Here is an 11857-nt window from a genome sequence, read left to right on the forward strand (position 1 = left end):
CCACCGTTCGGCGTCTCGGCGCTTCGTCGCACTCTCTCACGGCGAGCAGGCTCGCCGGCTACATGTCATAGCATCCGCCATTTCGACCATTCGTCGTTTCGACGCATCGCCTTTCTGGCGTTTCAATAAATATGCGTGCTCTCGGTTTCCTCGACCGGCGAGGTCGTCTGGTCCGTCGTCATCGTCGCGCGGAACCGTACGTCGCCCGTTCCCTTGCCCTTGACCGTCACGCGATAGACCAGCTTGCCGCCCGGTGGCACCGACGCCGCGGGGGCAAAGCTGACCTGCGGGCCTGTGTTCGTCGCCTCGGTCGGACCGTGCGCCGCCACGAACTCCTGCTGCGGCGGCAGGTAGCAGTTGATGACGACATTCGTCGCATCGGCCGAACCCTGATTCGTCACGACGATCTCATACGTCTCGTTCTGGCCGACCTCGATCGGGTCGTCCTTGTCGATGACTTCCAGCAGCACGGCCGCGATGCCTTCGACATCCGTCGTCGCCGACGCCTTCGCCTCGGTGCAATACGCCCGGGCGACCGTGTCGTTTCGGAACACGCCGCTCTCGTTGCACTGCACCGTCACGGTCACCGTCTTCGACGCGTCGGGGTTCAGCGTGCCCAGTCGCCAGACCAGCTCGCTGCCGTTGTGCCGCGGTCCGTCCGACGCCTGCGTCAGCACCATGCCCGGCGGCAATACATCCGTGAGCATCACGTCGCGCGCCGGCGCGTCGCCGCGGTTCATCACCGTGATCTCAAACGTCGCAGGCCTGCCCAGGTAGCGCTTCTCCGGACCGGTCTTGGTCACCATCAATTCGGGTTGGCGAATCACCGTCGTACACGCCGCCTCGGCGCGGAGATTGCCCTCGCCCGTGGCAATCGCTCGAACGGGGTAACTGCCGCGCGTCGCCGCCTTCACGTTGAAATGCGCCCGCTTCGACTGGCCCGCCTCCAGCGTGCCCGCGTCAAACGTCATCGTCGAGCGGCCGGTTTCGGTCAGCAACCCCGGCGGCAATTGGGCATTCACCACGACGTTCGTCGCCGGCGCGTCGCCCGGATTGCTCACGCGCACCGAGTACGGCAGCACGTCGCAGGTAATCGCCTCGCCGATGCACTGCAATTCCAGCGCAAGCTGCGGCGCGATGATCTCCGTGTCCGCGCAGTCACGCGCCGACAATCCCTGCGACGCCGTTACCTCGGCGCAGTTCGTGTACCGCCCCGTATGGATCGCCCGCACGTTCACCGTCAGGGTGCGCTTGCGCCGCGCCGAAAGCTTGTCAAAGTTCCATACCAGCACGTTGCCGCGAATCTCCGCCGGCGGATTCGCCGAGACGTACTCGACTCCCAGCGGAAGCGGGTCCGAGACCGACACGTCCAGCGCGTCAGCCGTCGAAGGATTCGTCACGACGACGTTGTAGACGAACTGCTCACCCAGGTTGGCGAACTCCGGCGCGTCCTTGTCGATCGTGATCTTCGGTGCGATCCATTGCTTGGTCGTGCCGCCCGTCGCAATGTGCCGCGCCGGCTTGCAACACTTTTCATCAGCGGGGCGGATGATATCGATCTGGATATTGTTCAGACCCTCCTGCGGCTGAACCTGCGTCAGCACGGCACGGGCGATGCCGGCGCCGTCGGTCCTGGTCGTCACCGTCTCGGTGCCGCTCGGCTGAAACGAGCCGGGAGGCCCGTCCACAAGCTTGTAGTTCACGATGTAGTTCGCCAGCGGCGTCCCGTCGCTGATGCGATACACGCGCGTCTCCAGATCGTGCGGCGTGCCCGTGGGATTCTGCGCCGGCGGCGGCCACTCCCATGCCACGTCGTACCAATGCTTGACCGCGAAGACCTTGTGCTTGTCCCAGTTGAAAATGCCCGGGGCGTACACCGTGATGTGGGTGTCGCCCTCGATCGGCGATGTGATCACGCACCAGGTCTGCCCAGGCTCCAGCGTGATGTCGTCCGACGGGTCATCGTTCCCGCGCGTCAGAACATGATTGAAGTTGTTGGTGTGCGAAATGGCGAACTTGTTCGTGACTTTCATGCCGCGGCTGGCACGCCACCCGCTTTCGTCCACCTCCACGATGTCGCCGACGCTGCCGTCCGCGATGATCCATTCCACGCGACGGTTGGGCAGCGGCTTGCCGTCCTTGTCACGCACCGTGGCGATCAACACGTGCTGCGTCTTCACCGGGTTCACGTCCTCGGCCGGGCTCAACTCGATCGTGCCCGCGTAGGGGTCCCAATCCGAGTAGTACCCGCCTTCCGGCGGTTTCGGATGCGTCTTGATCTCGTCGCCCGTCGCCGGCCATGTGCCCGAATGCGGCATGTGCTCGCGGCACCCCGCTGTCGCGACCACCATGGCGGCCGCCAGGCACACCACCCACGTGTACTTCAGCTTCATGGCATTCTCCATCTTCGATGAAACTGGACGAGAGGCCTCCGCCGGAGACGCGCTCGCGCCTTCACTCGAGGTCACATGAGTTGATGCAACGGTCGCTCCATTGACACTTGTGCCGTCATGAATCTGGCGGGCGAACAACGAATCTCGACGTGCATCCTTGCTCATCGAACAATGCTCCATCCGTGTCTGGGTCTGTCGCGCCGCGACGGCCGCGCCGCTCGACTGCGCGAACAAACCGGCCCGCGCGAAGCGTGTGGACCCCGCGCGGACCTCTCCTATTCGACCCGATAAGGCAGGGCCTTCATTTAGAAATGGGACCTGTTTCGAGTTCTCGGCCGCAGAAGCGCTCCCGACGACCGATAAGCAGGCGAGATCAATTCCGCCGCCCAGTGCAGGCTGGACGTTGCGCATAGAAAAGGCCGCCGCGATCGCTTGCGACGGCCTTCGGCTTAACTCTAGAACCGAATTTCAAAACTCCTCTCCCCTTGGGGGAGAGGGAAATGTGGTTCAAACGAAATGATTCACCCTCACCCCGACCCTCTCCCTGGAAGGGAGAGGGAGTTTTGAAACAGCTTGTCCTCAAAATGCGCTGGATGCGCTGGGCGGCATGGCTGCGACTTCCGGCGGCCAAGCTCGATCGCCACTAACGAGGCACGATTACCGTCTCGCCGGTGTCGCCGGAGTCCTGAATCCCTGCCACGCTCGGTTGTTCGTTCACCGGATCGGCCACCGGTCGAAGGCGCGGGTCGTCCGATGCGACGTACGTTTCGATGAACCTCGCGATGTCGCCGGTGAATCGCGGACGCGGCAGTGACCACACGACTTTCGCTGTGCTGTCCGCCACGTTGCCCAGCAGCCGCCACGGATGAGCGATGCTCCAGCGCGGATCGGCCTGCTTCTGCATCGCCACCGTCGCCGGCAGCGGAACCAGCAAACCGTTCCCGTGCGTCGGATCGCCGGCAGCGAGCATGGCCGATCGTCGCAGATCGTTCAGTGTTAGATCGACGGCGAGCGGATCATCTTCATCCGCGAGTGGCGCGCGACGCTCCGATGGAAGTGTCTTGTTTGTGGCACTGCTGGCAGGCTGTTCGACCGGTGCGGCCGTGGAATGGCTCGACGTCGCAGGCGCCGCGGCAATCTCAATCGGTTGATTGGCGATCACCGCGCTCGTCGGTTCGCGGCGCGTCGCCTTGGCGCTGCCCGCATCCGCCATGCCGCCGGCCGCCGAGTCGTCCAGCACGTCGTTACGGATCTCCGTCGTCATCGGCCCGCGATGCACCTTCGCCAGCGATTCATGCGTCTGCGGCACCAGGTCTCCATCCGGCTCGCGACCAGCACGCGGCGTCGCGCGGGACGACGCATCCTCGGGCAACGTAAAATCGCCCGTGCCTGATCCGCTCTTCGTCATCTCCGTACCGGCCGGCTCCACGGCCTTCGGCTCCCCCAGGTCCGATACGACCTGCAACGCATACGAATAGGCAAGCCCCAGATTGGCCGCGCGATCCATCGCCTCCACTCGGAAGCGAATCTCGTGATCCACCGCCTCCGACGGAATCTCGTAGCTGATCGATCCGCTGTCTGCCAAATCGCGCTGCACCTCGATCGGCTTGTGATCGTCCGACGTGAAATCCATCGCCATGCTGATCGTGACGGGATTCTCAATCAGGTGATAGTCCTTCGCCGTCCACGAAATCGTGATCGTCTGACCCGGCGTGTACCACGTCTGCTCCGGCTCGATGAAAACCTCCACCTCGGGCGGCGTCGTATCAACGTGATAGACCCGCTCGGGGAAGGCGGGCGTCTCTTTGGCAGGCTCCTGGCCAGGACCGATGAAGCGAATCCCGTAATCGCCGTCTTCCTCCACCTCAAACGGGAAGAACGTCTGCTCACGGCCGAAATAACCCGCCTTATGCCAGTGGAAGCCGTTGTTATCGGTCCAATACAATGCCACCTGCGGCACTTCCTCCGGCGTGTATCCCGCCGGACGGCGAATCATGACAACTTTCTCACGCGTGAAGTAATGCAGCGGGTCGTTCGGCCGCGCCTTCACTTCGGGGGTCAACTCGGCCGCCGGCTTCACGTAGCTCGGCTGGTTGTAGGCCCACTCCGGATACTGATTCGGTGGGTCGAAGGAGGCGTCCTTGTCGCTGCGCGGGGTGTTGTCCTTGCGCGCGAAGGGCGCGGGCATCTCGCTGCATGCGCTAAGAAGGAAAGAAAAGACAACCGTCGCGAAAACGGTCAGCCGCATCCGTGTGCTGTTCCACATGTCAAGCATCCTTGCTGAACAAAGGTCCCTGCGGGCGAATTGTAACGCGGCGGGCCGATTGTCAACAGGCGTGCCAAACGGCAAATGGCGTGCTGCCATATGCCGCTTCGACGCCGCGCTATGCGGATATCGTCGCACACCGCTTCCGCGCTTGATGCCGCGAACGGCTCGGCGTCAATGAATCGAACGGGATGCGTGCCCAGAGATCATGAACAAACTATCGAAACGCCGCCACGCCCCGGCGAAAGATCCGCAGACCATCGCTATCAGTATTGCCGGCTGCGATCCAGTCGGGGGCTTGCGACGGATCCACGTACCGCTCCGGGTGAGGCATCAGCCCAAGTACCCGACCCGTCGCGTCGATCAGCCCAGCCGCGTTTTCAATGCTGCCATTGGGGTTGGCAGGCCCCATGCCGAAACTGCCCGATTCGGCCCCCGCACCGGAATCCTCCCCGACGTAACGCATCGCCACGTGCCGCTGGAACGCCGGCCGCGCCCGCTCCGACGCATCCAACGTCGTCCACACGCGCCCTTCGGCGTTCGCCACCGGAAGGATCATCGTCTCGCCGCGCTCCAGCATCGGGCAGGCGTCCGTATCCACACGGCAGCGAACCCACCGGTCCTCATACCGCCCGCGATCCCCCAAGGTCAGTGTGAACGGGGCGTCGGACTCCCGCCCTGGAATCAGACCCAGGCTCACCAGCACCTGGAACCCGTTGCAGATTCCCAGGACCAGTCCTCCGCGATCGACGAAACGAAATAACTCGTCGCCGACATTCAGTCGCAGTTGATTCGCAAAGATGCGACCGCTGGCGATGTCGTCGCCATACGAAAATCCTCCAGGGATCGTCAGCACCTGATGCTCCCCCAGCAGGCCCGGGCGCTCAATCAGACGATTGACGTGGATGACCGTCGGGTCCCCGCCGGCAAGCCGCCACGCGTGCGCGGTCTCCTCGTCGCAATTCGTACCCGGCGCTCGAAGTACCAGCACGCGAACCGAAGCCATGCGCAAATTGTAATCCTCACAGCGCGGCCGGCCAAGCGAAGTTCGAGCTTGCTGCGAACGAACCATTCAAGTTTCGCCAGGCGTGTTCGCAACACCTGCTTGCGCTCCCGCTCTTTGACGCCTGCGCTACCGCAACTGACAATGAGCGCTTCGGAGGACTCCCCCGGTGATGCGCCCGCGTGCCCACGATTGCAATCGAACCGCGCGAACGCTCCGGGTCGCGGCCGTCCTGTCGCTTGCGACGTTGCCTGTCTGCGATCGTTCATCCGACGTTGCACCGCCGACCTCCCACGCGACGGCACACGACCCCGCCGCGACGCAGCCACAAACGAATTCGCCTCGTTTTCGCCGCATCATCTCCATCTCGCCAGACGCCACCGAGATGATCGGCGCGCTCGGAGCGGCCGATCGCCTCGTCGCCGTCAGCTCCTTCTGCATCGACCCGCCGCAGGTGATGAAGCTTCCGCGAATCGGCGGGCTGTTCGACGTCAACCTGGAACTTGTGCTGCGCTTGCAGCCGGACCTGATTGTGTTGCGCGGCGACCATCGCGCCGTGCAGGAGCTTTGCGAGCGAAACCGCATCCCCATCTACCGCGATCGTACCAATACATTTGACGACATCTTTCAGACGCTCGGCGACCTGGGCGAGTTGCTCGACGCGACGGACCGGGCGGAGCAGATCGCCGCCGCGATGCACGAGCGGCTCGCCAAGATCGAATCCGCCCTCGCACCGCTGCCTCGTCCACGTGTCTTCGTCACGCTCTCACGAAACCCCGACACGCTTGCGGCCGTCATGACCGCCGGACAGAATACCTTTGTCGATGAGATCATCCGCCGGGCCGGCGGCATCAACGTCTTCGCCGACGCCTCGCTTGATTATCCGCAGGTCAGTCCCGAAGCCGTCCTCGCCGCCCGGCCCGACGTGATCATCGAGTGCATGCCGGAGGTCGCCATCACGGACGCCTTGCGCGACAAGGTCGTTAAGACGTGGAGACCCCTGGCCCAGCTGCCGGCCGTCGCGTCGGGCCGCATCCATCTGCTCGACCTGCCGCACGCGCTGATCCCGTCCCACCGGGTCGTCGACACAGTCGCCGCCGTCGCGCGCATCCTGCATCCGGAGGCGAAGCTTGACTGACGCCGCCACGCCCATCCTGACCCTCGATCGCGTCACGTTCGGCTTCCCGCGCCGGCCGGACTTCCTCAAGCCCGTCACCCTGTCCATCGCGCGCGGCGACCTCTGGACCGTCATCGGTCCCAACGGCGCGGGCAAGTCCACGCTGCTGCGACTGATGGGCGGACTGGCCAGGCCGACCGGCGGCATCGTCCGAGTCGAATCCGAAGACATTTGGGACCTGCCCGCGCGACTGCGCGCCCGGCGCATCGCGCTTCTGCCGCAGCACCTGCCGCGCGATCTGGGCCTGACCGCGCGCGAGGTCGTGCTGATGGGCCGCTTTCCCCATCGCCGCTTCGGACTCTTCGACCGGCCCGCCGACCAGGCCGTCGTCGCGGATGTCATGAATTTGACGCAAACGACCGCCTTCGCCGACCGCTCCATCGACACGCTCTCCGGCGGCGAGGCCCAGCGCGTCCACGTCGCCGCCGCCCTGGCCCAGCAACCCGATCTGCTGCTGCTCGACGAACCAGCCGCCGCCCTCGACCTCAATCATCAACTCCTGCTTCTGGACATCCTCCACGAACTCACGCGACGCCGCGGCCTGGCCGTCGTCGTCGTCACGCACGATCTCAACTTCGCCTGGCGCGCCGCTTCCCATGTCCTGCTCCTGCACGAGGGCCGACCGATCGCCTCCGGCGCGCCCGCCGACGTGATGCGACCCGAAACGCTTGAACAGGTCTATGACGTGCGGCTGGGTCGCGCCGCCGCGCCCCGCGCCCGCGGCGACTGGCTCGTTGTCACCGGCCCGCGCCAATCCGACGGAGCCCCGTCATGATCTCCGTCACACCCGCGCGATACTGGTTCACTCTTTTCTGCGGCGCGGCCGTCCTCGGCGCGGTGCTGCTGCTCGCTCCGGGAATCGGCAGCCAGACATCGGTCGGACCGATCGAAGCCTGGCGCGCCTGGCAATCGCCAGACGCGAATCCCCTGGCGTATCAAATCGCTTTTTCGCTTCGACTGCCGCGCACGTTGCTGGCGGTGCAGGTCGGCATCACGCTCGCGCTGTGTGGCGCGGTCTTTCAAACGCTTTTTCGCAACCCCCTCGCCACGCCCTACACCTTGGGGATCTCCAGCGGCGGTTCGCTCGGCGCGCTGCTCGCCATCAAACTCGGCTTCGAAGTATCCCTCCTGGGAATCTCCAGCATCTCCCTCGCAGCGTTTCTCGGCGCGATGGCCGTCGTCGGCGTCGTCTTTCTCGTCACGCGCGGCGCCCGGCGATTCACCACCAACGAACTGCTCCTGTCCGGCGTCACGCTCGGCCTGTTCTGCTCGGCCATGATGATGCTCGTCACTTACTTCTCTAACGCGCGGCAGACCTTTGAAATCGTCCGCTGGATGATGGGCTCGCTCGACACCGTCGGTCACTTCGAAAACACCACCAGCCTCCCGCTCACCGTCCCCGCGTGGATCGTGCTCATCGCCGCCGCGCGCAGCCTCAATCAGTACCTGCTGGGCGACGAACTGGCCCGAACGCGCGGCGTTAATATCGACCGATTGCGATTACTATGCATCTTCTTCGCCTCCCTCGCCACCGCCGCCGTCGTCGCCATCTGCGGACCCATCGGGTTTGTCGGTCTCGTCGTCCCCCAGATCATCGCGCTCCTCACCGGACGCGACTGCCGAATTCTCTTTCCGATGTCGGCGCTGGCGGGCGGCGTCTTTCTCGCCGTCTGCGACTGGATCAGCCAGCTTGCCATGACCTGGGTCGGCTGGGCGTCCCACCGCGACCTGGCCGGCGTCATTCTGCCCGTCGGCGTCGTGACGGCCGTGGTCGGCGTGCCCATCTTTCTCGTTCTGCTGCATCGACGCATGGTCTGATGCCGCTCATCGGTTTGTCGCCCGGCTGGTCCGCGCGTATCCTTATGCGGCGGGCAGCCTGTCGCGCCCGACACCTACGCATGATCGATTCCGAACACCCCGCGACCGATCCACAGCCAACGCTCCCTCCGGTTCCGCGCCGAAATCCGCGAAGACGAACCGCCGTGCTGGTTGCGCTGCTGATGATCGGTGCGGCGTCGTATGCGGGGTATCAACTTTCGGCTCGCTACCCCCGGCGACTGGCGACGGTGCGAGACGGCGTGCTCTACCGCTCGGCGCAGCCCAAGCCCCGGCATCTAAAGACACTTGTCAAAGACTTTGGGATCAAGACGCTCTTCATCGTTCGCGACGTCGGCGGCGAGACCGTTCAGAACGAAATCGCCGAAGCCCGCCGACTCGGCCTTCGCGTCATCGAAGCCCCCGTTGTCAGCCGTCAGCCTGTCCCGCCTGAACGCATCCGCGAATTCTTCGATTGCCTGGACGATCCGGCCAATCTTCCTGTCCTGGTCCACTGCTCCGCCGGTCGGCACCGCACCGGCGTCCTCTGCGCCGCCTATCGCATCGAGCGCGACGGCTGGTCGAACGACCGCGCCGTGGAAGAACTGCTCTCGTTCGGCTTCGACGTCGAGCCGCACCGGCTGCTGCTGGATCAGGTCCGCGCCTACCGCCCGCGCGCCCCGGCGGCGGTTTCCAGCTCCGGCGCGAACGGGGAGATGAGCGACTGACGCATGACGCCTCGCACCACCACCGATTGCGCCGCGCTCCTGCTCGCCGCCCGGCCCGAGGCCGACGCCGCGTCGACCAACGATGGAAGCGATCCGTGGCTTCTCGTCGGCCTCCTCGCACAAGCCGTCATCATGGTGACATTTATCTGGCAGTGGTGGGAATCCAACCGGCGCGGCCGATTCTGGCTGCCGCCCTTCGCCGCCGCCCTCGCCCTGCTCGCCACCGCCGCCCTCCTGGCCTACGCCCTGAACCGCGCCGATCCGGTCTTCATCTTCGGCGAGGCCGTCTATCTCGTCATCGCCCTGCGCATGCATTACCTCGCCGTGCAGTTCAAACGTCGCGTCGAACACGCCCAATGGCCCGGCTTCCCTCGCGTCTCTCCGGAAGTCGCCGAACAACGCCACGTCGAATCCTCCGCCTCCCTCTCCGGAAAAATCGACACGGATCAAAAATAACCCGCCGTCGATTCCGTCCCCACTCTACAAGCTGTTTCAAAACCCCCTCTCCCTTTCAGCGAGAGGGTCGGGGGTGAGGGTGAATCCTTTCGGTTGAACCACATTTCCCCCTCACCCAACCTCTCCCCCAAGCGGGAGAGGAGTTTCGAAACCAGTTCTAACGCCTCGGCTGGTAATGAAGGATCGGCCGGCGGATGAACGCCTCCCCGTCGATCGCCGCCTGGAGCCGGTCGTAGTCTTCCAGGACGTCCCGGTTCGCGTCAAAAAACGCCTCCACCATCTTCCAGTTTCGCAGCACCACGGCATGCGAGCGGAACCGATTGTCGTCGTCGTTGTCCAGAATGATCGTCAGCAAATGCTGCATCGCGTAGGCCTCGGAATCGGTGTCCGCATTGCCGATGCCGATCCCCACGCGACCCAGCACGCGCTTCAGATGCCCGATGCGATCCGCCTTGAACTTCTGCACCCCGATGCTCTGCGCCAGGCCCGGCGTCGTGATCACCGGCGCGCGCGGGAACCCATTCGCCTCCAGCCAACGCTTCGTCTTCTCCAGCAAAAAACCCGGCCGCGCCGTCAGATACACCAGCCCGAATCGTTCGTTCAACTTCGTCAGCACCGCCGCGGCATCGTCAAATGGCCGCGAGGCCATATCGTGTTCGTCGAACACCAGCTCGCGGTAGTGCGTCATCGACACCGTGCCGTCAATGTCGCACACGATCACCATTCGCCCGGGTGGAAATCGAAACACCAGCCCCTCGCCTTTCAGCGGGTCGCCCGCATGTCGCGCCTCGGCGCGGAAGTGCGTCGCATCGACCGGCAACTCGCACGCCAGCCGGGCCACGCCCATGTCATTCGTGACGGCCTCGCCCAATCGCTGTTCGTGGATATGAAACGAGACCGGCACACCCGCGATGCCCGTCATGCCGCCGCGCACCGTACGCTCCAGGCGCGCCTCGAGCACGGTCTTCTGATCCGGCGTGTAGAACGCATCGCTGACCACCAGCATGGCTTGCTGACACCCCGTCGTGCAAGCCGCTATGGCGACGAGAACCGCCGTCACTATTGGCCGATGGTTTCGCATTCCAGTACCCTCCAAAATCACGGCAACGGGGCAACGCCGTGTGCCCTCGCTGCGGCGGCAGTCATGATGCCCGCCGACGGATGAATCAACTCGGCGAGAAGCTCCAGACTCTCCACCAGTCTTGGACCGGGCCGGCTGAAATAGGCATTGCCATCCACCACATGAATCCGTCCCGCTCGCACGCACGAAAGCCCCTCGTATCCTGCATGGCCCCGCAAGATCGGCAGGTCACGCTTCGTTCGCTCGATATCAAAACCGCAGCACGCCACCACGAGCACCTCCGGATCGGCCCGCACGATTTCCTCCCAATCGACGCCGCGCGAACGCTCGCCCGCGCGGCCGAGCATCTCCCGACCGCCCGCCAGCTCGACCAGCTCCGGCGACCAGTGCCCGCTCGAAAATGGCGGATCGATCCACTCCAGCAGCACCACGCGCGGACGCTTCGCGATACGGCTCGCTCGCGTCGCAACCATCGCCACACGCGCTTTCAATTCAGAGACCACTTTCATCGCGCGATGAGCAACCCCCGCCGCCTCCCCCACGGTGAGCATGCTCTCGAAGACATCTTCCAGACGAGTCGGTTCGAGATTGACCACCTTCGGCCGGCCGGGCAGCCTGCACACCGCAGCGGCGACGTCCGACGCCGCCACGGCACAGACATCGCACAACGTTTGCGTGACGATCAGGTCGGGCTGCACGCGCTCCAGCGTCGCCGGATCGAGCTTGTAAAGTGTGCGATCTGTCTTGAGTTGCGCGCGGACCATCTCGTCGATGTCGCGACTGGCCGCGTCGGTGGGAATCAGCGTGTGCGTCACCTTCGGCAAGCTGCGCACCGCCGGCGGATAATCGCATTCATGCGTCACGCCGACCAGTTGGTCGCCCAGGCCCAGCGCGCACACGATCTCGGTCGCGCTCGGTAACAATGAAACAATACGCAT

At 64.6% G+C, this 11857-nt stretch carries 10 protein-coding genes; 5 read left to right on the forward strand and 5 right to left on the reverse strand.

The window, feature by feature from the left end:
* Window positions 1-122: 122 nt before the first annotated feature.
* The 3 genes from HRU71_06460 to HRU71_06470 form a co-directional block, all read right to left on the reverse strand.
* On the reverse strand, window positions 123-2393 hold the full coding sequence (locus HRU71_06460) for a DUF11 domain-containing protein (GenBank protein ID QOJ03148.1): 2271 nt from the start codon (window positions 2391-2393) through the stop codon (window positions 123-125).
* A 643-nt stretch (window positions 2394-3036) separates the two neighbouring features.
* Window positions 3037-4659, reverse strand: a complete 1623-nt coding sequence (locus tag HRU71_06465) for a hypothetical protein (GenBank protein QOJ03149.1) — start codon at window positions 4657-4659, stop codon at window positions 3037-3039.
* 217 nt (window positions 4660-4876) lie between these two features.
* Window positions 4877-5665, reverse strand: coding sequence for a phosphoribosylformylglycinamidine synthase subunit PurQ (locus HRU71_06470; GenBank protein ID QOJ03150.1), 789 nt, complete (start codon window positions 5663-5665; stop codon window positions 4877-4879).
* 169 nt (window positions 5666-5834) lie between these two features.
* Here HRU71_06470 and HRU71_06475 point away from each other — a divergent pair, with 169 nt between their 5' ends.
* The 5 genes from HRU71_06475 (at window position 5835) to HRU71_06495 (ending at window position 9838) form a co-directional block, all read left to right on the forward strand.
* Window positions 5835-6800 carry an ABC transporter substrate-binding protein gene (locus HRU71_06475; GenBank protein ID QOJ03151.1) on the forward strand — a complete coding sequence of 322 codons (966 nt, stop codon included), beginning with the start codon at window positions 5835-5837 and terminating at the stop codon, window positions 6798-6800.
* The gene (locus HRU71_06480; GenBank protein QOJ03152.1) at window positions 6793-7614 is read left to right on the forward strand and encodes an ABC transporter ATP-binding protein; all 822 of its coding nucleotides are present in this window, start codon (window positions 6793-6795) and stop codon (window positions 7612-7614) included. Before HRU71_06475 ends, HRU71_06480 begins: the two co-directional genes overlap by 8 nt.
* Entirely contained in the window at window positions 7611-8657 is a 1047-nt protein-coding gene (locus tag HRU71_06485) for an iron ABC transporter permease (GenBank protein ID QOJ03153.1), read from the forward strand. The genes HRU71_06480 and HRU71_06485 overlap by 4 nt, the downstream gene beginning before the upstream one ends.
* Window positions 8658-8821: 164 nt before the next feature.
* Window positions 8822-9382: a tyrosine-protein phosphatase gene (locus HRU71_06490; protein ID QOJ03154.1), complete on the forward strand. Its 561-nt coding sequence runs from the start codon at window positions 8822-8824 to the stop codon at window positions 9380-9382.
* Between the two features lie 3 nt (window positions 9383-9385).
* The gene (locus tag HRU71_06495; GenBank protein ID QOJ03155.1) at window positions 9386-9838 is read left to right on the forward strand and encodes a lipid-A-disaccharide synthase N-terminal domain-containing protein; all 453 of its coding nucleotides are present in this window, start codon (window positions 9386-9388) and stop codon (window positions 9836-9838) included.
* Between the two features lie 157 nt (window positions 9839-9995).
* On the opposite strand, the gene HRU71_06500 is transcribed toward HRU71_06495, so the two are convergent.
* Entirely contained in the window at window positions 9996-10919 is a 924-nt protein-coding gene (locus HRU71_06500) for a hypothetical protein (GenBank protein QOJ03156.1), read from the reverse strand.
* Window positions 10920-10936: 17 nt separating this feature from the next.
* Window positions 10937-11857, reverse strand: coding sequence for a cobalamin-binding protein (locus tag HRU71_06505; protein ID QOJ03157.1), 921 nt, complete (start codon window positions 11855-11857; stop codon window positions 10937-10939).

The sequence above is a fragment of the Planctomycetia bacterium genome, from assembly GCA_015200345.1.
Taxonomy (GTDB): Bacteria; Planctomycetota; Phycisphaerae; order UBA1845; family UTPLA1; genus PLA3.

Excerpts from the sequence above, each read along its gene's own strand:
- HRU71_06460 (QOJ03148.1), bottom strand. The coding sequence starts at position 2,393 with ATGAAGCTGAAGTACACGTGGGTGGTGTGCCTGGCGGCCGCCATGGTG.
- HRU71_06465 (QOJ03149.1), bottom strand. The coding sequence starts at position 4,659 with ATGTGGAACAGCACACGGATGCGGCTGACCGTTTTCGCGACGGTTGTC.
- HRU71_06470 (QOJ03150.1), bottom strand. The coding sequence starts at position 5,665 with ATGGCTTCGGTTCGCGTGCTGGTACTTCGAGCGCCGGGTACGAATTGC.
- HRU71_06475 (QOJ03151.1), top strand. The coding sequence starts at position 5,835 with ATGCGCCCGCGTGCCCACGATTGCAATCGAACCGCGCGAACGCTCCGG.
- HRU71_06485 (QOJ03153.1), top strand. The coding sequence starts at position 7,611 with ATGATCTCCGTCACACCCGCGCGATACTGGTTCACTCTTTTCTGCGGC.
- HRU71_06495 (QOJ03155.1), top strand. The coding sequence starts at position 9,386 with ATGACGCCTCGCACCACCACCGATTGCGCCGCGCTCCTGCTCGCCGCC.
- HRU71_06500 (QOJ03156.1), bottom strand. The coding sequence starts at position 10,919 with ATGCGAAACCATCGGCCAATAGTGACGGCGGTTCTCGTCGCCATAGCG.
- HRU71_06505 (QOJ03157.1), bottom strand. The coding sequence starts at position 11,857 with ATGCGTATTGTTTCATTGTTACCGAGCGCGACCGAGATCGTGTGCGCG.